Genomic DNA, 22070 nt, shown 5'->3' on the forward strand with positions numbered 1-22070 from the left:
GAATCAGGTTGTAAAGTATACGGATAAATAATTAGAAGTCTAATCATTATTGTACTAATCATATTTTAACTGCTTATAGTTACTATCACGCCTCTTTATAGTTATTAGTATAAATTAGCCTTTAACTTCCCTTTAAAGCCATGCTGTATCGCTATTTCGTTGCTTTACTCGGTTATTAATATCGCCGTGAGGTCAGGTTAAAATGAATAGGTAGTCATGTAGATTTAAAGAAGGGAGTGACGGAAAGAGTAAAACCTAGGCGAAAAAAAACCGACAATAAAGTCGGTTTAATTAGAGATGAAAGTATCTATTTTATTTTGGTGTAATATCACCAATGTTTAAAATAGGTGCAGCATCTAAGTCATTCGCATCCATCATGTTTGCAACACGCTGAACGCTTGAGAGTAAAAGAGACTGCTCCCAATCTTCTAGCGTACTAAACTTATCGATAAAGCTATCTTCCATTGATCTTGGTGCACTTTTAAGTGTGCTTTTACCTAAGTCAGTTAAATATAAAGCTATACGTCTACGGTCAGACTCACTTCTAACTCGCTCTACCATACCTTTACTTTCCAGGCGGTCTAGAATACTTGTCACCGTTGCTTGGCTCAGGTTTACAATATCTGATACTTGTTTAGCAGTAATGCCAGGATCAGCGCCCAACTCTTGAATAACTAAAAGTTGAGGGCCAGTAATGCCAACATCTTTACTTAGTTTTTTTGAGCGTAAATCAATGGCGCGAATGACGCGCCTAATAGCTACAAGTAACTCTTCGTACTTTTCCAAATTAAACCCTACCTACAATCTTTTTACTTATGTCTTATTCGTTAATGATGCTTTGAGTTTTGTCGAATTGACTCAAGGTCTTTTCGCTTGGCTCATCAGTCATTAAACTCACTGCGTATATCGCAATAGATGAAACGATGAATCCTGGTAACAACTCATAAAATACTGAGCCTAAAGCATCGCCATTGGCTAATACAGGGGCGTGTTTCCAGAATATTACCGTAATTGCGCCCGCTAATACACCCGCAATGGCACCTTGGTTAGTCATTCGCTTCCAAAGTAACGCAAATAACACCACTGGGCCAAACGCCGCACCAAATCCTGCCCACGCACTAGATACGATATCTAAAACTCCGCTATCAGAATTAAAGGCAACACCGGTAGCAACAGCGGCAACCAACACAACACATAAACGACTGGCGAATAGTAACTCTTTGTCAGAGGCTTCTTTGTGGATGAAAATTCGGTAGCAGTCTTCAACTAATGAACTAGATGAAACCAATAATTGTGATGAAACCGTACTCATAATCGCAGCAAGAATTGCAGCTAATAACCAACCCGCAATAAGAGGGTGGAAGAGGATTTGTGATAGTAATACAAAAATGGTTTCCGGATCGTCAATCGCAACATTGTACTGCTGGGTATAATGCAATCCTACGATGCCTGTTAACACAGCGCCAATAATAGTTACTGTCATCCACGACATACCAATATTTTTTGCAGTTTTTACATCTTTATGAGAGTTGATTGCCATAAATCGGACAATAATGTGAGGCTGACCAAAGTAACCAAGACCCCAAGTCATTAAACTTAGTACACCAATCCATCCTAGTGCATCTTTGCTGGCGACTTCTGTGACAAAATCACTCGTTATCATAGAGGTAATGCCAGATAAATTATCAAGTTGACCCATGGCAAATAGTGGCACCATAGCAAGGGCGATAAACATGATACAGCCTTGCACAAAGTCCGTTAAACTTACCGCTAAAAAGCCACCTAATACTGTGTATAAAATGACAACTGAAACGGTAATTAGTACACCGGTTTCGTAACCAAGATCAAAACCGCTTTCAAATAACTTACCACCTGCAACTAAGCCCGAAGAAGTATAAAGTGTGAAAAACAGGATGATAACTAAGGAAGCGATGATTCGAACTGAACTGTTGTTTAATGAGAAACGTTTAGAAAAGAACTCAGGAATAGTTAAGGAGTCGTCAGCTACTTCTGTATAAACACGTAGCCTAGGAGCAACTAAGATGTAATTTACGTAGGCACCAATTAGTAAACCTAATGCTAACCAAACGCTGTCTAAACCATTTATAAAGGCGGCGCCAGGCAAACCCATTAACATCCAGCCGCTCATGTCCGATGCACCAGCAGATAACGCCGTTACCTTTGGACTAACATTACGCCCACCAAGTAAATACTCGCTATTGTCAGACGTTGATGTACGCATTGCATAAAAGCCAATCGCAAGCATCAATATGAAATACAGTAAAATTGATAAAAATGTAAAACTAATCAAGGGACACCTTTATTATTAGAGTTCTAATGTTTATAACTAAAATTTAATTGGCGACGAGGGTAGCATGTACGACTCAAAAAATCGAATTTCGCTTACTTTTCCTGCAGTAATATCTGTATGTAGCGTATTTGGGAAGATTTTTGAATGAAAGTGTAGGTAAGCAGTGCATGAAAAATAATTCTAACACTAAGTATTTACGCTTAAAAATCTACACCTAAGAATTTACACCTAAAACTCTACACCTAAGTTTTTTACCTTTAACTAGCCATCACTAGCTAATTTTAGCTAATGATGGCTGGGCTAAATCGCTTTTCAGCCTCTTCTTGATAGTCCTCTGGCGTCGGGAGTTCATTAAATAGGGTCTCAATTTTGTCTTTCATTAACGCACCAATGATTTCACTATCAAGTATTACATCGCCCAACTTGCCGCTGACCAACTTCTCTAGCACATTATGAACAGCACATTTGATTTTCCACAGCTCTGCATCTGTAATTAATCCAACATAGTTTAACGTGGCTACGGCTTCAACATGTTCGGTTATAGACTTAACATAAGGTGAAATATATACCCAACCTTTGTTTTTAATTAAAGACTGACAAATGTAAATTTCATGATGAATATTATGCAAATATTTAGCGATAACTTTAGCGTCTCTATCGTGTCGAAACTTAATTGTTAAGGACTTGTTATGTTCAATATCTTGCTTCCAAGAGTCTATGACATTAAACAAGCGAGTTTCATGCGGTAGTTTGTTATCAAAGTTAATTATGTCGACATAAATGTTTACTTTGGTATTTAGGATTTTGTCTGCTTGTTCAACCAAGCTAATCAAAGCTTTTGCGCTAGACTCCAGCTCAAAATTGGTATGCGAACGGTTAAGCAGTTCATGATTAGAGTCGGCCAGTTTATTTTGTACCTGAGCTGATTTATCAATGGCAAGTCGAAGTAATCGGGTTTGTTGTATTTGAAATCGAATAGTAAAAATTAACAGTATTGCAACAAACAGCCCAAACAAAGGCGATAACCAGCCCCCAAAAAACTCGCCAATTTGACCAATTTGATTTGGAGAAACAACGCCATAAGTAAAGAATAGATAGGCAAGGGCAGCCACGGCTACAGGTATAAAAAGAAATCCTAAGATCAGTACTAGCGAGAAATTTCGCTCATCCTTGGCACTAATATTAGTTAATTCAGTTTTAGTAAACGAACCCATATCGGTTAAAAGTCCATATTAAAAATTATTGGAGACTAAAATACAGACATTAACCGAATCAGGCAACGCAATTTTTAACGCTATAAACTGTTCAGAGCACTCAGCTAATTGAACTTATTATTGCTGTGATAGGCTTTGGTTTCTAGTTTGTTCTTCTAAGTTTTCGACCCACATTATAGTCGCACCACAAATAGCTGCAGGCATCACAAATAGATTAATGAAGGGTAAGGTTGTCAACACAGAAACTGTAGCGCCAAAACCAAAACAAGCACTCTTATTTTGACTTAAAATATATCGCATAAAGTCAAAACTATAGCGATTGTTATCAAAGGCGTAATCGCAATATTGAATTGCTAAAACCCAAGCAATAAAGGCAAACCAAATTAACTGTCCAATAATTGGGAAAAACCACCCAATTAGAAAAAAGCCAACCATTCTAGGCAAAAAATAAACAAGCTTTTTCCATTCTCGTTTTAACGTGTGTGGTGTTGCTTTTATTAAAGCTGCTAAGGAATCTTGACGCGGAGCCTGACCAGTTAAATGCATTTCAACTCGTTCAGCAAGTACACCATTAAATGGTGCGGCAATCCAATTGGCAACCGTGGTAAAAAACATACCAAACAGTAAAACCATCAGCAAAATAACAAAAGGATAAATAATAAACTCTAACCAGCTTAACCAATCTGGAATTTGTTCATGCAACCAAGCTATGTTGGTCCCTAAAACATCAAACAAATAATAGAAACCGCTGAGAAACAAAATAAAATTGACTATCAAAGGTATTAATATGAAGCGTTTCAAACCTTTAGTCTTTAATAAACCAAAGCCACGAAAAAAATAACTAACACCGTCACCAACTGTCATCAAAAAAAACCTCAAACAAACTTTATTTTACAAAGTCTTAAGTATAAAGTTGTTTGCCTACTAAGCAAGCCGCCAGTTGTTACAAATTACAACAAAATTTGCTATCGTTTAGCCCTATAAAAATAACTATAATCAAGTATCAATTTTAAATGCGCTTAAAACATATAAAACTCGTTGGATTCAAGTCATTTGTTGATGCGACAACCGTCCCTTTTCCTCAACAGATGACGGCTATTGTTGGACCTAATGGCTGTGGTAAATCCAATGTAATCGATGCGGTTCGCTGGGTGCTTGGTGAGAGCTCGGCAAAAAACCTTCGCGGTGATGCCATGACCGACGTTATTTTTAATGGCTCAACTAATCGCAAACCTGTATCTCAAGCCAGTGTTGAGTTAGTTTTTGACAATACAGAGGGCAAGTTACAAGGCCAACTGGCGGACCGAAGCGAAATATCAATAAAGCGCTCGGTAACAAAAGAAGCGATTTCAACCTATTTTCTTAATGGCACAAAGTGCCGACGTCGTGATATTACCGATATTTTTCTAGGTACAGGTTTAGGACCTCGAAGTTACGCCATCATTGAACAGGGCATGATTTCAAGACTTATAGAGTCCAAACCTCAAGAGCTACGTGTATTTTTAGAAGAAGCCGCAGGCATATCAAAGTATAAAGAGCGCCGTAAAGAAACGGAAACCCGTATTCGTCACACCAGAGAAAACCTAGAACGACTTGCAGATGTGCGCGAAGAACTTGGTACACAACTAGACAAATTAAAAAAACAAGCGGCCACGGCAAGGCGTTTTAAAGAGTTAAAAAAACAAGAACGACAGTATAAAGCAGAGCTAGCTGCGTTAAAGTGGCATAAATATAACGAGCAATTTAACTTTCATACTCAGCAGCAGCGTCTTAAAGAAACAGAATTAGAAGCATTTGTAGCGCAGCAACGAGGTGGTGAACTTGGGTTGTTAACCAAAAAAGAACAACTTCAAGAGCTCACTGATCAAATTCAAAAGAGCCAACAGCTTGTTTTTCAGGCCGGTAATACAATTACAAAATTGGAACAGCAAATTGTTTTTGAACAGCAAAATAAATCACGTTATCAAGAGCAGCTCAATCAAATTGAAACCAGTTTAACGGAAAGCCAACAGCACCTAGTTGTTGAGCAAACGTCCTTTGATGAAATAAGCGAACAACTCCTTTCGTTTGAGCCAGAGCAAGAGTTACTGCATGAAAAACTAGCCCAAGCAGAGCAAAACCTCTTTGATCTTGAGCAACAGTACGAGCGTTATCAACAAGGCGTAAACACTGGCGTCCAAGCACTCGCAAAGGCACAGCAAGCGATAAAAATAATAGATACAAGGTTGCATCATCAGCAACTGGAACTGTCTAAAAATAATCAAAAACTAAGTGGTTTAAAAATAGAATTGCATGACTTATCTAGTCACGACCTAGATAGCCAAGTGTTGGAGCAAGAAAACCAACTCGATGAATTAAAAAGCTCTATTAACTTGTTGTCAGAGCAATACGCAGAAGCCGCACTAAAAGACGATCAGCATCAACAAAGTCGTCAAGAAGCAGAAAACAATTTACAACAGACCATTCGCCGACAAGAACATTTACAGATAAAACTAGAGCAGCTTGAACAGTGGCGACGTGAACTCTCGAGTAACGAATCAGGTTCTAATAATAAAGAGTTACCAACAAAAGGTTTGTTATTAGCTCAACTTAAAGTAGCCACGCAGTGGCAAAATGCAGTGGAGCAGCTTCTTAGTCATCAAGGTGAGGTGATGTTAATTGACTCGTTGCCTAGTCATGAGCTGGCAAAGTCCGGTCAATATGTAAGTGACAGCAAAAATGTAGCAGTGCAACCAGGAAGTGTGATGTCGGTGATCCGCGATGGTCAAGCACCGCTATGGTTTAATAGAGTCGCTATCGCAACATCGTTAGAGCAGGCAAATCAATTACTTAATAATAAAACCTGGGCGGCGGTTATATTGCCATCAGGGCAATTAATTGGTGAAAACTGGACCGGACTAGGTGGTCCATTAGGAAAGGGCGATTCCAGTGCGTTAAAACGGTTAGCCGAAATAGAAACAATAAAGAATTCACTAGCAGATATTGAATTACAGGTTTTTGATAAGCAAAATATTTTAGAGCATACGCTAACCGAAACAAAAGATTCGCAAGCCCATTATCAGGCAGTAAAAGCAAAACTTGAGCTAGAAAAGCAAGCGTTACAAAAATTAGAACTAGAATCAAAATTTGCTCAACAACAGGCAACACAAACGAAACAGCAGCAAAGCAAATTGCAGAGCCAAATTGTAGAAACGGAATTGCAAATTGAAGAGTCAAACTTGTCCATAGAGGTGCTACTTGAAGAGCAATTGATGGCACAAGAGCAGGAAATAGAAGTGCAAACGGCGGCGGAATCAACTGAAAGCCAAAAGACCGAACTTCAAAACCAAGTTGCAAATGCGAAAATGGCGTTGGAAAGCGTAAAACAAGACTCTCATCAAGCGTCGTTAAAGCTACAGTCTTTGCAAGATACCAAAACAAATTTACAACAAAATATACAACGAGCTAATCAGCAAATTACGCAGTTAAAACAACGTCAAAAAGACATTGCCAACACTAGCCAAAATGAGGCTGATAATGATTTACTTAATGAGCAACTTGAGCAAGCGCTGGTACAGAAGCTAGAAGCGGAAGAGAAACTACAAGCGTTGCATGGCTTAGCAGCCCAGGTTGATGAAGAAATTAAAGAGTTAGAGTCTGGTCAGTCTGGAGTAATAGCTAAACTAGATAAGATGCGCGACGCAATATCCGATATTAAAATGGACGCTGAAGGGGCAAGGATCCGAGCTCAGAACATGCTGGAATCACTAAAAGATCAGGAACAAGCATTAAAGCCATTGTTAGAGAATATGCCAGAGGAAGCTGAAGAGTCACTGTGGAGTGACAACCTTGAGAAAGCGTCGAACTCTATTCAGCGTTTAGGAGCAATAAATTTAGCGGCTATTGACGAATATGATGTTCAAGCTGAGCGAAAAGGCTATTTAGACGAGCAGTACACCGATTTAAATAACGCTTTAGAAACGTTAGAGTCAGCAATTCGAAAGATTGATCGAGAATCACGTAGTAAATTTAAAGAAACATTTGATAAGGTAAACGAAGGCTTACAAACTTTATTCCCCAAAGTATTTGGTGGCGGGGCGGCTTATTTGGAACTAACAGGCGAAGATTTACTCGAAACTGGGGTTTCTATCATGGCTCGACCTCCAGGTAAGAAAAACTCGACAATTCACTTGCTTAGTGGTGGCGAAAAAGCGCTGACCGCATTATCATTGGTGTTTTCTATATTTAAGCTAAATCCAGCGCCTTTTTGTATGCTAGATGAAGTTGATGCCCCTCTTGATGATGCAAATGTGGGACGATTCTGTAAACTGGTGAACGAAATGTCGGAATCGGTACAGTTTATTTATATAAGTCATAATAAAGTAGCAATGGAAATGGCGACTCACCTAACAGGTGTAACAATGCAAGAGCCTGGGGTTTCTCGATTGGTCGCAGTGGATATTCAACAAGCAGTAGAAATGGCAGATGCCGTTTAGTGCAATGGAACGTAAAAAAGGTTTTTAATTAACATGGCAGAAGAACTTAGGTTAGCACTTATTTTATTAGGATCATTGGCTATCGGTGCCGTGGTGCTTCATGGTATTTGGACAGTGCGTAAAAACGTTAATGAAGAACGAAAGCTACAGGCCCAAGATGCAGAGCCTGAAGAAATTGTATTAAATGATGAAGAGTTAGAAATACAGTCGCTTAAAATAAAGCAAATGGAAATGGACTTTAATACACTAGCCAGTAGCGGCGAGAGCCAAGGTTTACCCGTTGTAGATGTGGACGTTGATTCTATTTATCAGGAAAACAAAGAGCACCTTACAAATATAGAAGTAGAGCCACAAGTTGAAGCTGCTTGTGAGCGTGAAACATATAATGAAAATCAAGGCGTATTGTTAAATGACGATATGCCAAGCTTTTCTGCTGTTGACTCTGAACGCACTGAACCTTCGTTTAGTGACTCCGCTGTTCATGGTATATCCGCTCATGAATTATCAGGCAATGAATCGTCAACGAGTGAAAACTTTGCTTTTGAATCAAACGCCGCGTCTAAGCCAAGCACACCAGCTGAGCCAGAAAAAAGCGAAGTGCTTATCTTATACGTAGACAAACCTGAAGGTGAAGCTATAGACGGCGCCAAACTACTACCTATTTTATTAACGCTCGGCTTTAAGTTTGGTGAAATGGACTTTTTCCATCGTCACGAACAAAGCTCTGGGCATGGCGAAATATTATTTAGTTTAGCTAATATGTATAACCCTGGAACCTTTGATATAGACAATATGGAGCAGGTTACCACGAGAGGTTTGAGTATCTTTATGACATTGCCAAACGCTGGTGAAGCTCTACAGACATTTAATATGATGCACAATGCGGCGAAAAAGATTGCCGATGAGTTTGGTGCAAATGTATTGGATGCAAATAGAGAACGCTTAGACGTATTAAAAGTAAGGCACTACGTAGAGAAAATTAGGAAGTTCTAACGCTGAAGGATTCGCAACGGAGGTATAAAGTGAAGTCTTTATACCTTTTTAAGCCTTTAGGAGGTTAAGCCGTTAAGCTTTTATACCTTTAGTTAAGCTTGGTCCAGAACGTTTCTGACCGTATGCATCATAAGTTGTATTCTTACTACCACCAATTAATAACTGCTTAACTTGCTCAATAACTACTTCGTTTTGTTTTGCTGTTAAATAAATAACTTCATTCTGAGTTTGACACTCTTCTAAAAGCTCAGTGATCGAACTTTTTACAGAATTTTGAGTATCACTAACTTCAATACTAGCGGCCTCTGGATGGCTACTAATTTGTTGATCATTCTGTTGAATGGCGACTAACAATTTTTCTTTATCTTTCGACATTTCTACAAGCACACTACCATTTCTGTTTTTAACAGCGTCTAGTTCTTTATCGAGTAAAGATTTTAGCTGGTTCAATGTATTTAGCTGTGTATTTAGCAACGCATCAATTGAACTCATGTTAGTTTGCTCATTTGTCATTTTATAAATCAAACTCAAAAGCTGACAGCTTTTCCGCTAGCTTGTCATAGTTAATCTTATATTCGCCACCGGCAATGGCTTTTTTAATGTCATCAATTTTTTTGCGATCAAAACTCTCAGACTCTGAAATTCTCTTCTGCAAATCTTTTAATTGTTTTGCTTGCGGTGTTAGCGCCACTGAGTCTTTTTCAGCAGATTTAGAACTGCTAGATTGTTGCGACGACTTAGCGACAGAATCCTGCTTCGCTTGCTCAAGTTTTTGATTTTGAGACTGATAAACAGAATTGTTATTTCCGCTTACTGATTTGTTATTTACGTTATTTACCATAAATCACCCGAACTATAAAATTTCTCTGTCATTGGTATCGGCATCTGTGCCCAATACTTTAACATTTTTTACAGTTTTATAAATATTTGTCTAAGGTCCCCAATTACGCCTTTAACTATACGTTCAGAGGAGTTGTTCTGGACTTGAATAGATTGGCCAAAGGAACCATTTTCTAGTGCTGTACCAGAGGTTTTTATCGTTAGGTTATTATAGTCTGCAATAATTGCGACGCTATCGCCTTTGCACACTAAACACACGTCGCTACCAGAAACTTGAAAACCCCTTGTGATATTTCTCATCGCTCGTCCACCAACAATATTGCTCATTGAGTCAGTAGATTTAGCTCTAACTTTATTTCTATCAACCAACGCAGTTTCAATCATATCCGATGAAATCACTTCACCTTTTGCAATATGAGTAGTTGTGACTATAGTTTCTATGTATTCGTATACTCTTACTTGGACATAAGCTTTCCAAGACGCGCCTTCATCAAAGCAGCTAGCTTTTATGGGGAAGTGTCGAGTAAAGCGCTGTCTACTGGGCATGTCAAACTGTAATTCAGATTGACAGTGCGAAATCCGTATTCGGCTATCAAGAGGCATTGCTTTAACGGTAATGTTTGGCGTATTGTTCGGGTTTACTTGGCCCTGAACAAATTCAGAAACTTGTTTTAAAAGAGCATCATGGGCTAAAGAATTAGCGCTTTTAGCCGATACCGGAAATACGACAAAATTTAAAGTTATATTAAATAGAAGAATTATTAACAAATTTTTCAACATATTAATCGCCTTTTTACTATGCTGTAACTTATAGTTAAAGATATGAAATTATTGAATTTCGAAAACGCCGGTTTATTGACGGTAATTATCGATAACAGTTTATAAGTACTAGATAGCAAGTATCGTTCCTAGTTTTGGAGAAAAATTTATGGCGGGTATTCTTGACTCAGTCAATCAAAGAACCCAATTAGTCGGTCAGAACAGACTGGAGTTATTATTATTTAAGTTGAAAGGACGTCAACGCTACGGAATCAACGTATTTAAAGTGCGAGAAGTATTGCAATGTCCGCCTTTAACTTCGATGCCAAGACTAAACTCGTTTGTTAAGGGTATTGCGCATATCCGTGGGCAAACTATATCGGTTATTGATATGGGACTTGCTACTGGTGGTCGTTCTATTTCCGATGTAGAAAACAGCTTTATCATCATCACAGAGTATAACCGAACCATTCAAGGCTTCTTAGTAGATTCAGTTGAGCGTATTGTGAATCTCAACTGGGAATCGGTTATGCCACCGCCGCAAGGTTCAGGGCGCAGCAACTATTTAACCGCCGTAACAGAGATTGATAAAGAATTGATAGAAATTTTAGATGTTGAAAAAATTCTAGAAGAAATCGCACCGTCAAGTACTAAAGTAAGTGACGGATTGATTTCGGATTCTGAAGAAATGAAAGAAGAGTTGGGCGATAGGACCATTCTTATTGTTGATGATTCTTCAGTTGCAAGGAATCAGGTAAAACGCGCATTAGAAGCTGTTGGCCTACCAATTGTTGCGAAAAAGAACGGAAAAGAAGCGTTGGACTATTTAGTTGAAATTGGAGGAGACTGTAAAAACTCAGTCACTGAAAAAATTGGCTTGCTCATTTCGGACGTTGAAATGCCAGAAATGGATGGTTATACGCTTACAGCTGAAGTAAAATCTAGACCCAAACTTACTGATTTACATGTGATTTTACACACATCGCTCAGTGGAGTATTCAACCACGCGATGGTAGAAAAAGTGGGAGCAGACGATTTTATTGCGAAATTTAACCCAGATGAATTAGCTGGTGCAGTTCAGAAATGGCTGCATGCAGATTAAACATTGAGGAAACGAACTAGAGTGTTTAATAGTGGGAAATAAAAATTTAGCTGATAATGAATACCGTACTTTTTGTGACTTTTTGGAACAGCAGTGCGGTATAGTATTGGGTGATAACAAAATGTATTTGGTTAAGAGTAGGCTGTCGCCACTTATGACCCGTTTTGATATTGAATCTTTAACTGAGTTAGTTAACAGAACGTTAAAACCAACAGAGCGTCAACTGCGCTCTGCAGTGGTAGATGCCATGACAACGAATGAAACGTTATGGTTTAGAGATACCTATCCATTTGAACTGTTGAAGAATAAAATCTTTCCTGAGTTAGATTCAGGCAGAGGCGTAAAAATTTGGTCCGCTGCGAGCTCTTCAGGTCAGGAGCCGTATTCGATTGCTATGACAATTACAGAGTACAAGACTAAACAAAAGAGTCGCAGCAACTTTTCTGTAGTAGGCACGGATATTAGCAATACGATGCTGGACCTTTGTAAAAATGCGGAATATGACAACTTGGCTCTGTCTAGAGGCTTGTCGGATGAAAGGCGTAAAGCGTTTTTTGAAGACAGCGGAAATGGCATGATGAAAGTTAAGGCAGATATTCGCCGCATTGTAAATTACAGACACATGAACTTATTAGACAACTATAGTTTGATGGGTAAATTCGACATTATTTTTTGTCGTAATGTTTTAATCTATTTCTCGCCAGAAATAAAATCGCAAATTATTAACAAGTTTGCCGACCAATTAAATCCTAACGGTTTCCTTATCTTAGGTGCATCAGAATCCATGTCAGGCTTAAGTGATAAGTTTGAAATGATAAGGTGTAATCCGGGTATCATTTACAAGAAAAAATAAGCGCCAATAAAATTTGGCCTTTTTTTTGCATTTCTTTTGTCATATAGAATTTCCGCTGGTGGAGCACTTATGGCAATTAGTCTTGATAAAGCATTTGGTATACATCAACACGCACTTTTAGTTCGTTCTGAAAGAGCTGAGGTGTTGGCGAGTAATATCGCAAATGCAGACACTCCTGGTTATAAAGCAAAAGACATCGATTTTGCAGATGCTTTAGCGAATGCCCAAAAAAAGTCTGGCTACTCAATGAGTAAAACTCATGAAAAGCACTACGACTTATCCATCGATATTAATACAAGCGGAAAATTTCGTAATCCAATGCAGCCTGATACCGGAGACGGTAACAGCGTAGACGTGCAAATGGAGCGAAACCAATTTATGCAAAATACCATGGAATACCAAACAAGCTTACGCTTCTTAAATGGAAAAATTCAGGCACTTAATAAAGCATTAAGTGGAGGGCAGTAATCATGAGTTTATATAACATATTTAATGTTTCTGGGTCTGGCATGAGCGCGCAGTCTGTTCGCTTGAATACCACAGCTAGTAACATTGCCAACGCAAATACCGTTTCAAGCAGTGTCGATGAGACTTACCGTGCGCGTCATCCTGTTTTTCAAGCAGAAATGAGTAAAGCACTGAGCGATCAATCTGCAGGCGTCAATGTACTTGGCATTGTAGAAAGTGATGCTCCGCTTAAAGTTGAATACAGCCCAAATCATCCGCTTGCTGACAAAGACGGCTATGTTTACAAGCCAAATGTAAATGTAGTTGAAGAAATGGCTAACATGATTTCTGCATCTCGTTCTTATGAAACCAATGTTCAAATTGCCGACGCTGCCAAAACTATGTTGAGTAAAACATTGCAAATGGGCCAACGATAGGAAAATAAATAATGATTAATAATACTATTTCAAATCCTGCCGTTGACAATTTACGTTGGCAAGATGATGCCGTAACAACCACAGAAGTTAACGGTGAGTTGGGTAAAGAAGACTTTTTCAAATTGCTTACTACGCAATTGTCGATGCAAGACCCAATGAACCCGACAACCAATGAAGACATGATTGCTCAAATGACTCAGTTCACTATGGCTGAAGGTATTTCTGACTTGGGTGACCAAATGAGTCAGCTGACAGCATCAATGACGTCAAATCAAGCGTTAGAAGCTTCTTCTTTAGTTGGCCGAAATATTCTAACCGCTAGCCCTGTTGCCTATTCTGATGGCTCTGGGGTGAGTGGACAAGTTCCGTTACAAAGCTCCACCCAAAACGTGTTAGTTGAAATTAAACATGAAAATGGTGCGGCCATGGTTATCCCATACGGCAATCAAAGTGCCGGCATGATGGATTTTTCTTGGGACGGTAAAGGACCAGATGGCGAAACATGGCCAGCAGGTCAATATGAAATTAGTGTAACAGGCTTACCTTCTGGCGCAGCAGAAGCGGAAAGTATGCCTGTATTAAGTTACGGCAACGTAAGTTCTGTAACTTTAGGCCAAAATGGCACAGGTCTTGAATTAAACATTCAAGGTTTAGGCTCAATCCGACTTGCTGATGTTTTAGCGGTTGGTGAATAGATTAGTAAAATAGGAGAATCCTATGTCTTTTAATATCGCCCTTAGTGGTTTAAAAGCAGCGCAAAAAGATTTAGATGTAACCGCGAACAACATTGCCAACGTTAATACGTATGGGTTTAAAGAGTCTCGCGCAGAATTTGCGGATGTATATTCTTCATCCATTTTTACTAACGCTAAAACGGCGAATGGTGAAGGTGTTTTGGTTAATGACGTCGCACAGCAGTTTGGTCAGGGTAGCCTGTTATTCACATCAAACTCGCTAGACATGGCAATTTCAGGTGGTGGCTTTTTTGCCATGACAAATGATTTGTTAAGCCGAGATATTACTTACACTCGTGCCGGAGCTTTTAAACTAAATTCCGAGAACTACATTGTAGATTCAAACGGCAGTTTCTTGCAGGGCTTCCCAGTAAATGATGATGGTTCAGTTAAGTCTGTTAGTTTAAGTACGACAAACCCGATTGAAGTTCCTGATACTGCCGGCGCACCTCAACAAACAAGTCAAATTGATATGTCGTTTAACTTAGACAGTAACGAATTTCCAATTGACCCAACAACGTTTGATCCAACCGATACAAATACCTTTACGTCTTCTACTTCAACGGTTATTTATGACTCGTTAGGTAATAGTCGAATCGCTTCTGTTTACTATGTGAAGGCAGCTTCGCCAACGAACGTAGATGCAGCGGCAACGGCAGATGGAACATCGGCAACGGATGGTTTTGTTGGTGGTTTAGCAGCGGTTCCTGCGGCGGAACAGAACAACGCAAACAGTTGGATTATGTATGCAACAGTGACGGATGAGCAGGGCAATACGGTTCCTGTTGATTTACAAAATGATAATGTATTAGGTGCTACCGGCGTAACTTTTGAGTCACGTACTGGACAGCGCGGTATGTTATTACAGTTTGATAGTGCGGGTGCAGTTGTAGACTCAACTTTTCCATACCCACAAACAGAACGTTTAGGTGAAACGACTGCAGCAACAACGATTGCTCCACCTCCAGTTGCTCCATATGACGGTGCCGGAGCAATAACTAACGGTGCTGATCCGGATCAACGTATTAACATTAATATGACGAACTTAAAGCAGTTCTCAGCGCCATTTGAAGTGTCAGCTTTAAGCCAAGATGGTAAAACTGTTGGTCGATTAACGGGTGTAACTATTGGTACTGATGGTTTAATCGAAGCTAAGTATTCAAACGGTGATTCGGTTCCAGTTACTAAAATTTCACTAGTTCGTTTTGCTAACGATCAAGGTTTAACTCAGATTGGTAATACGTCTTGGACGGAAAGCCAGGAGTCTGGCTCACCATTAGCGGGTGAAGCTGATTCAGGTACCTTTGGTCAGATTCGTTCAGGTACACTTGAGCAATCAAATACAAACTTAACGACAGAGCTTGTTGATCTAATTACCGCACAGCGTAATTACCAGGCAAACTCAAGAGCACTAGAAGTTAACTCAACGATTACGCAGGCAATACTGCAGCTTCGTTAAGGTAACTAAACAATTTAGCGCACGACTTTGGTTGTTGGCTTTACTACTAGGATCTAATCCAGAATGACTTTCGCCATGGAGGTGGGGTTGTTCAGTAAAGCCAAACAACCCACTTTTTTCAAAACTTCAAAACTTCAAAACTTCAAAACTTCAAAACTTCAAAACTCAAAACTTCAAAACTCAAAACTCAAAACTCAAAACTTTTGTTTTTCATTTGCCGAGACTCAGCCTGCACTCGGTGGATCATTTTGCCTAAACTTTTATCTTTTGAGCGTTTCTCAGCAATAGTTGCGCTATTCAACTCTTGCTCTCGATGCAACTTATTAAAGCTTTGTAAACGACGGAGTTCTAGCTGGCCATTTTCAATGGCTTTTTGAACGGCACAGCCGGGCTCACTATTATGAGAACAATCACTAAAGCGGCATTTTTTAGCCAGGTTTATAATTTCGCTAAAAGTTTCATTCACACCTGTTTCACAATCAACCAACTGCAGTTCGCGCATTCCTGGTGTATCGATAAAAATACCGCCGGCGGGTAACCATTTTAGCGAACGCGCCGTAGTAGTATGTCGTCCTTTGCCATCGCTTTCTCTAATTTCAGCGGTTGCTTGAGCATTAATTCCCATCAAACCATTTATCAATGTTGACTTACCAACACCGGATGAACCTAACAAAGCTAAGGTTTTTCCAACTTTACAATATGGTTCTAGCTGCTTTAAATCATTTGAGTCTAATGCATTAATTGCATGCACAATTATCAGTGGATTTAGCTTTTGAACTTGCTCAACAGGCGTATCAATATCGGTGCACTGATCCGCTTTAGTAAGAATAATAATCGGCTCTACTTCAGCTTCTTTTGCTATTGCTAAATATCGTTCAATACGATTTAAACTGAAATCCGAGTTAAGAGAGCTAACAATAAAAAGTCGGTCCACGTTGGCAGCAATTAATTGACTATTTACTTTTGTTCCCGCAGCTTTTCGCTGAAACAAGGATTGTCTCTCCAATACTCTTACCAATCTATTATTGGTGTCATATAACACCCAATCACCAACACAAACAGGCACGTCGCTAGGTGTTGAGACTAAACTCAGCTGGCCTTTTTCCGTTAATAAAACATTACTGTTTCTATGCTGTTCAGAGATTCGACCTATCTGATACTGTTCAAACTCTTCAAGTGAAAGTTGTTGTTGAAAGTAAGGCCGCCAGCCCAGCTGATTTAAAGATGGAGTTGTTTCAGTGTTCATTTGCTTTCCGCAGTTAAAACTAAATGTTAATAAAAGGATGTTACAAAACTTAAAACTTAAAACTTAAAACCGACAAGTGTTAATGATGTGGCTTTATTGTTCGGATCAACAAATAATCCAAAAGTTAAAAATACGCAAGAAATAGCGTTCTAAAAAGTTAAATATTTATGACTATCAATTGAACAAGTCAGAACAAGTTAGCTGTCAATCTCAGTGATTACGATTTCATACAACTAGGAAGCGATTTAAAGCACCAAAATTTGAAGATTGAACTAATATAAATTGACTTAATTAATGAACACTTAAGCTGAATTTGATAGACTCTCGCGCCTAAAAATTCGCTCAAAAACGGAGTTGTCATGTTTAACCTGATCACGAAAAGTGATTCAAACGTAAAAAATGACGTGTTGTCTGGTATTACCGTTGCGCTTGCATTGGTTCCAGAAGCCGTCGCCTTTGCTTTCGTAGCAGGGGTAGACCCAATGGTTGGTTTATATGCCGCCTTTATGATGGGCCTTATTACTTCTGCAATTGGTGGCCGCCCAGGTATGATATCTGGTGCAACGGGCGCAATGGCAGTGGTTATGGTGGCACTTGTTGCCCAACATGGTGTTCAATACCTCTTTGCTGCGGTCATACTGGCCGGCATACTGCAAATACTGGCTGGGGTCTTTAAGCTAGGCAAATTCATTCGTCTAGTGCCATACCCAGTAATGCTCGGATTTGTAAACGGTCTAGCTATCGTTATCTTTCTTGCTCAAATGGGGCAGTTTAAAGTACTAGATGCTTTAGGTAACAGCGAGTGGATGTCAGGAACAGCTCTATACATCATGCTTGGCTTAGTTGTTTTAACAATGGCGATTATTCACTTCTTACCAAAAATCACTACAGCCGTGCCAGCGTCTTTAGTCGCTATCTTAACGGTGACGGGTATTGTTCATGGTATGGATTTAGACTCAAGAACGGTTATCGACTTTGTTCGTGACATGTTACCTGAAGCAGAAAAAGCCACAGCAACCTTAGCGGGTGAGTTGCCAAGTTTTGCTATTCCTATGGTTGAGTTTAATTTACAAACTCTGTACATCATTTTGCCTACAGCCATTATTTTGGCACTTGTTGGTTTAATTGAATCTTTGTTAACACTAACGTTAATTGACGAATTAACCGATACACGCGGTAGTTCAAACAAAGAATGTATTGGCCAAGGCGTTGCCAACGGCGTTAATGGTTTCTTCGGCGGTATGGGTGGTTGTGCCATGATTGGTCAGTCAATGATCAACATTAACTCTGGTGGACGCGGTCGTTTGTCAGGTATTACAGCTGCTATCGTTCTACTAGCGTTTATTCTCTTCTTAGCACCATGGATTGAAATGATCCCACTAGCAGCGTTAGTTGGTGTTATGTTCATGGTAGTAATAGGCACGTTTGAATGGGCTTCTTTACGAATTCTTAGAGGTGCTAACAAAGAAGACGGTTTTGTACTGTTATTAGTAACAGGCGTAACAGTTATTGCCGACTTAGCTATTGCGGTTATCGTAGGCGTGATTGTGTCTGCTTTAGTATTTGCTTGGAAACATGCATCTCACATAAGCGCTAAAACACGTATAGACGACGAAGGCTGGAAAGTGTACGAGCTAGACGGACCGCTATTCTTTGGTTCAGTTTCTTATTTCCGTAACTTATTTGATGTGGAAAATGACCCATCAGACGTTGTTATCGAATTTGAAGGTTCTCGCATTTGGGACAGCTCTGGTATTGATGCGCTTGATGGCTTAGCTGATAAATATCAGAAAGCGGGTAAGAAATTACATATCCGTCACATTAGCCCAGAGTGCCGTACGCTATTAGTTAAAGCACAAAAGTTTGTTGAAATTAACGTTAATGAAGATCCGCGCTACAAAATTGCCACGGATAAGCTAGACTAGTTAATGAAAAAAACTGCTCGGTCAGATTAAGGCATTAGCCAAAGTTTGATCTGAAACAAGTAAAATCCAAATCGTGTCATAGCGGTTTGGATTTTTTTTATCTGGCGTTTGTCACACTCGCGTTTTATCCGTATAATCCGCGCTCGTTTTATATCCAATTAATTTTTCCACAATGCTCCGGATTTACGATTCGGGGGGCAAAGAGGACCTTAGTATGTCGCAAGTAGTAGTCTGCGCAATGTATAAATTTGTGCGCTTAGAAAATTTCCAAGAATTACGTGAACCATTACAAACAGTAATGGAAAACAATGGCGTTAAAGGTACGCTGTTGTTAGCCGAAGAAGGTATTAACGGTACAGTAGCGGGCAACCGCGAAGGTATTGATACCGTATTAAACTGGTTACGTAACGATCCTCGTTTAGCCGATATCTCAAGCAAAGAAAGCTTTGATGCAGAAATGCCGTTTTATCGCTCTAAAGTAAAACTTAAAAAAGAAATTGTGACGATGGGCGTACAGGGCATTGACCCACGTGAAGTTGTTGGTACTTACGTTAAACCAAAAGACTGGAATGCATTAATTTCAGACCCTGACGTGGTATTGGTCGATACAAGAAATGATTATGAAGTTAAGATTGGTACCTTCGAAGGTGCGGTAAATCCAAATACTGAAACCTTCCGTGAATTCCCAGACTATGTTGCTAAAAACATGGATCCTAAAAAGCAGAAAAAAGTAGCCATGTTCTGTACTGGCGGTATTCGTTGTGAAAAATCAACTGCTTACATGAAAGAGCAAGGTTTTGAAGAAGTGTATCACCTTGAAGGCGGAATTCTTAAGTACCTAGAAGAAGTACCAAAAGAAGAAACCATGTGGGAAGGTGAGTGTTTTGTTTTTGACAATCGCGTAGCCGTTGATCACGACTTGAACAAAGGTCAGTATGACCAATGTCACGCTTGTCGTATGCCTATCACAGAAGACGAAATGAAGTCTGAGCAATACGAAAAAGGCATTAGCTGTCCACATTGTTTTGACAAAGTAACCGATGAGCAACGAGCTCGTTTTGCTGAGCGTCAAAAGCAAATTGACTTAGCTAAAGCCAGAGGCGAAGAACACATTGGTTCAGATGCAAAAGAAGCGATTGCAGCTCGCCAAGAAGAGAAGCGCCAGCAAAAAGAAGCAGCTCGCGCAGCTCAGAAGAAGTAGCTGACTTTCAGGGCTAGCTTAATAACATTAATAAAAAAGCGACCGATAAGGTCGCTTTTTTGTTCTTTCTTTCTTTTGTTATTTGTTTTTATTTGGAGTTTTTTACAAAAACAAATCCACGAGGTTGTTATAGTACCTTAAGCCTTTAGTTGTTGTTTTGTAGCAGTCACTATCCGTTTCCTCAAGTAGCCCTAGCTCTATCGCTTTGTTCAAGGTCGCCAGTTGCGTAGCTTTAGGCAAACCAGTGCGTTGCTCAAATTCTTCCATGCTGAATGCAGACTTCAAGCGTAAACGATTCATAAAATATTCAAAAGGCAAATCGTCGGCTTCGACTCGCCAAGACTTGTATGTATATGGCTTTGTGAAGTCCATATAACCTTTAGGGTGTTTTACTTTTTCAGTTCTAATTACTTTAATTTGTGCGCTTATTTGAGGTGCGGCTTGGGTTGACTCAACCCCGTCCGTTTGCACGGTGATTTTGCCATGCGCGCCACAACCAATTCCCAAATAATCACCGAACTTCCAGTAATTGAGGTTATGACGACATTGATGATCTGGTTTTGAGTAAGCTGAAATCTCATACTGCTCATAGCCAGCTTCGGTCAATAGTTCGTGACCATGTTGCTGAATGTCCCACAAGGTATCGTCTTCTGGTAAAACCGGAGGTTTAGAGTGAAAAAGAGTGTTTGGTTCAATGGTTAGTTGATACCAAGAAATATGAAAAGGATTTAACGCGATAGCCTGCTTAACGTCGGCTAAGGCTTGCTCTAATGACTGATTCGGTAATCCATGCATCAAGTCTAAATTAAAGGTCGATACTGAATCATGAGCAAAGCCAGCTGCCTTTAAGGCTTCTTCACTGTTGTGAATACGGCCTAATTGAACCAGCTTCTCGAGTTCAAAACTTTGCACGCCAATGGAAATACGATTGACACCGGCTTTGGCAAAGCCTTCAAATTTATTCGTTTCTAACGTACCTGGATTCGCTTCTAATGTAATTTCAATATCGTCAGCAAAGGGCACACGCTCTTCAATGCCTTTTAACAATGTCGCCATGGCCTGTTCTGATAACAAGCTTGGTGTGCCACCACCAAAAAAGATGGTACTAATTCTACGGCCCTGAACGTATTGTAAGTCAGCGGTTAAATCATCTAACAAATGCGCAACGTACTCAGTTTCTGGAATACCGCCTTTTAAAGCATGCGAGTTAAAATCGCAATAAGGACACTTTTGAACGCACCAAGGGATATGAACATACAAAGAAAGCGGCGGCAAGGCAGGTGTCGATAGTGATGTCGATATTGAAGTCGAAGGTAATGACAATTTAAATACCCAGCTCTTTAAATTTAGCAACAAGCTGTTTTAAAGCCTGGCCACGATGGCTAATAGAATGCTTTTCAGCAGGCGTCAATTGAGCGGCGCACTTGTCTAATTGTGGTTGATAAAATACCGGATCATACCCAAAACCGCTGTCACCTGAACGTTCCGTAGCAATTACGCCGTTCCAGTAACCCTCACAAATAATAGGGCAAGGATCGTCAGCGTGACGCATAAATACAATAACGCATACAAATCGAGCCTTACGTTCGCTTGCCGGTTTGCCTTCTAAGGCAGAAAGCAACTTATCAATGTTAGTGCCGTCTGTTGCGCCTTCGCCAGCAAATCTTGAAGAGTAAATACCCGGTGCGCCATTTAAAGCGGCTACTTCTAGGCCAGAGTCATCAGCAACACAAGGTAAACCTGTTACTTTTGCGGCGTGCCTTGCTTTAATAATCGCATTTTCGACAAATGTAGTGCCAGTTTCAGGAACCTCTTCAACGTTATAATGCTTTTGCGGTACAACATTAAAACCAAAAGGGCTTAAAATCTCTTTCAATTCATTTACTTTGCCTTGATTACCTGACGCAAGTAAAAGCTCTTTAATTAACTTTTCTGATACAACCGCATTTGACATAGGAGGAGTTCCTTTGGCCTAATTTAAACAATATGAAGGGTATTATACGCAAAAAAAAACGCTAAGTTCACAATAAACTCAGCGCTTTATATTTATGAAAGAATAGCTTTAAAGCCTATT

At 39.7% G+C, this 22070-nt stretch carries 20 protein-coding genes; 10 read left to right on the plus strand and 10 right to left on the minus strand.

The annotated features are described in order from the left end of the window. Positions 1-312: 312 nt before the first annotated feature. The 4 genes from ABD009_RS06990 to cysZ form a co-directional block, all read right to left on the minus strand. Complete coding sequence (locus tag ABD009_RS06990) at positions 313-786, minus strand: MarR family winged helix-turn-helix transcriptional regulator (RefSeq protein ID WP_155694125.1); 474 nt, start codon at positions 784-786, stop codon at positions 313-315. A 34-nt stretch (positions 787-820) separates the two neighbouring features. Continuing rightward, positions 821-2311 carry a sodium/proline symporter PutP gene (gene putP, locus ABD009_RS06995; RefSeq protein ID WP_343823970.1) on the minus strand — a complete coding sequence of 497 codons (1491 nt, stop codon included), beginning with the start codon at positions 2309-2311 and terminating at the stop codon, positions 821-823. Between the two features lie 281 nt (positions 2312-2592). Then, on the minus strand, positions 2593-3525 hold the full coding sequence (locus ABD009_RS07000) for a hypothetical protein (protein WP_343823972.1): 933 nt from the start codon (positions 3523-3525) through the stop codon (positions 2593-2595). A gap of 117 nt (positions 3526-3642) precedes the next feature. Beyond that, positions 3643-4389, minus strand: coding sequence for a sulfate transporter CysZ (gene cysZ / locus ABD009_RS07005; RefSeq protein WP_343823973.1), 747 nt, complete (start codon positions 4387-4389; stop codon positions 3643-3645). Positions 4390-4538: 149 nt separating this feature from the next. Between cysZ and smc the strand changes: the two genes are divergently transcribed. Both smc and zipA read left to right on the plus strand, forming a co-directional pair. Next, positions 4539-8000 (plus strand): chromosome segregation protein SMC, encoded by a 3462-nt coding sequence (gene smc / locus ABD009_RS07010; protein ID WP_343823974.1) that lies wholly within the window; start codon positions 4539-4541, stop codon positions 7998-8000. Between the two features lie 33 nt (positions 8001-8033). Next, on the plus strand, positions 8034-8993 hold the full coding sequence (gene zipA / locus ABD009_RS07015; protein ID WP_343823975.1) for a cell division protein ZipA: 960 nt from the start codon (positions 8034-8036) through the stop codon (positions 8991-8993). A gap of 72 nt (positions 8994-9065) precedes the next feature. Here zipA and flgN read toward each other — a convergent pair whose 3' ends face one another. The 3 genes from flgN to flgA form a co-directional block, all read right to left on the minus strand. Beyond that, on the minus strand, positions 9066-9485 hold the full coding sequence (flgN, locus tag ABD009_RS07020) for a flagellar export chaperone FlgN (RefSeq protein ID WP_343823977.1): 420 nt from the start codon (positions 9483-9485) through the stop codon (positions 9066-9068). Between the two features lie 22 nt (positions 9486-9507). Then, entirely contained in the window at positions 9508-9834 is a 327-nt protein-coding gene (gene flgM / locus ABD009_RS07025) for a flagellar biosynthesis anti-sigma factor FlgM (protein ID WP_343823979.1), read from the minus strand. A gap of 68 nt (positions 9835-9902) precedes the next feature. Continuing rightward, positions 9903-10613 carry a flagellar basal body P-ring formation chaperone FlgA gene (gene flgA / locus ABD009_RS07030; RefSeq protein ID WP_343823981.1) on the minus strand — a complete coding sequence of 237 codons (711 nt, stop codon included), beginning with the start codon at positions 10611-10613 and terminating at the stop codon, positions 9903-9905. Positions 10614-10761: 148 nt separating this feature from the next. On the opposite strand from flgA, the gene ABD009_RS07035 reads away from it, so the two are divergent. From ABD009_RS07035 to flgE, 6 genes are all read left to right on the plus strand, one after another. Next, positions 10762-11694 (plus strand): chemotaxis protein CheV, encoded by a 933-nt coding sequence (locus ABD009_RS07035; RefSeq protein ID WP_343823983.1) that lies wholly within the window; start codon positions 10762-10764, stop codon positions 11692-11694. 31 nt (positions 11695-11725) lie between these two features. After that, on the plus strand, positions 11726-12547 hold the full coding sequence (locus tag ABD009_RS07040) for a CheR family methyltransferase (protein ID WP_343823985.1): 822 nt from the start codon (positions 11726-11728) through the stop codon (positions 12545-12547). 69 nt (positions 12548-12616) lie between these two features. After that, positions 12617-13015, plus strand: a complete 399-nt coding sequence (gene flgB / locus ABD009_RS07045) for a flagellar basal body rod protein FlgB (protein ID WP_155694106.1) — start codon at positions 12617-12619, stop codon at positions 13013-13015. A 2-nt stretch (positions 13016-13017) separates the two neighbouring features. Beyond that, on the plus strand, positions 13018-13431 hold the full coding sequence (gene flgC / locus ABD009_RS07050) for a flagellar basal body rod protein FlgC (RefSeq protein ID WP_343823988.1): 414 nt from the start codon (positions 13018-13020) through the stop codon (positions 13429-13431). An 11-nt stretch (positions 13432-13442) separates the two neighbouring features. Next, positions 13443-14126, plus strand: coding sequence for a flagellar hook assembly protein FlgD (locus tag ABD009_RS07055; protein ID WP_155694102.1), 684 nt, complete (start codon positions 13443-13445; stop codon positions 14124-14126). A 22-nt stretch (positions 14127-14148) separates the two neighbouring features. After that, positions 14149-15624 (plus strand): flagellar hook protein FlgE, encoded by a 1476-nt coding sequence (flgE, locus tag ABD009_RS07060; protein WP_343823991.1) that lies wholly within the window; start codon positions 14149-14151, stop codon positions 15622-15624. Between the two features lie 187 nt (positions 15625-15811). Here the strand turns inward: flgE and rsgA are convergent, their stop codons facing one another. Further along, positions 15812-16870 carry a ribosome small subunit-dependent GTPase A gene (gene rsgA, locus ABD009_RS07065; protein WP_343823993.1) on the minus strand — a complete coding sequence of 353 codons (1059 nt, stop codon included), beginning with the start codon at positions 16868-16870 and terminating at the stop codon, positions 15812-15814. Positions 16871-17229: 359 nt separating this feature from the next. Between rsgA and ABD009_RS07070 the strand changes: the two genes are divergently transcribed. Next, positions 17230-18795, plus strand: coding sequence for a SulP family inorganic anion transporter (locus tag ABD009_RS07070; protein WP_155694096.1), 1566 nt, complete (start codon positions 17230-17232; stop codon positions 18793-18795). A 214-nt stretch (positions 18796-19009) separates the two neighbouring features. Next, positions 19010-19996, plus strand: coding sequence for an oxygen-dependent tRNA uridine(34) hydroxylase TrhO (gene trhO / locus ABD009_RS07075; protein ID WP_343823996.1), 987 nt, complete (start codon positions 19010-19012; stop codon positions 19994-19996). 102 nt (positions 19997-20098) lie between these two features. On the opposite strand, the gene hemW is transcribed toward trhO, so the two are convergent. Both hemW and ABD009_RS07085 read right to left on the minus strand, forming a co-directional pair. Beyond that, the gene (hemW, locus tag ABD009_RS07080) at positions 20099-21319 is read right to left on the minus strand and encodes a radical SAM family heme chaperone HemW (RefSeq protein WP_343823998.1); all 1221 of its coding nucleotides are present in this window, start codon (positions 21317-21319) and stop codon (positions 20099-20101) included. A 1-nt stretch (position 21320) separates the two neighbouring features. After that, positions 21321-21950: an XTP/dITP diphosphatase gene (locus tag ABD009_RS07085; protein WP_343824000.1), complete on the minus strand. Its 630-nt coding sequence runs from the start codon at positions 21948-21950 to the stop codon at positions 21321-21323. Between the last annotated feature and the right edge of the window lie 120 nt (positions 21951-22070).

It is taken from the genome of Psychrosphaera haliotis (assembly GCF_039523615.1).
Taxonomy (GTDB): Bacteria; Pseudomonadota; Gammaproteobacteria; order Enterobacterales; family Alteromonadaceae; genus Psychrosphaera; species Psychrosphaera haliotis.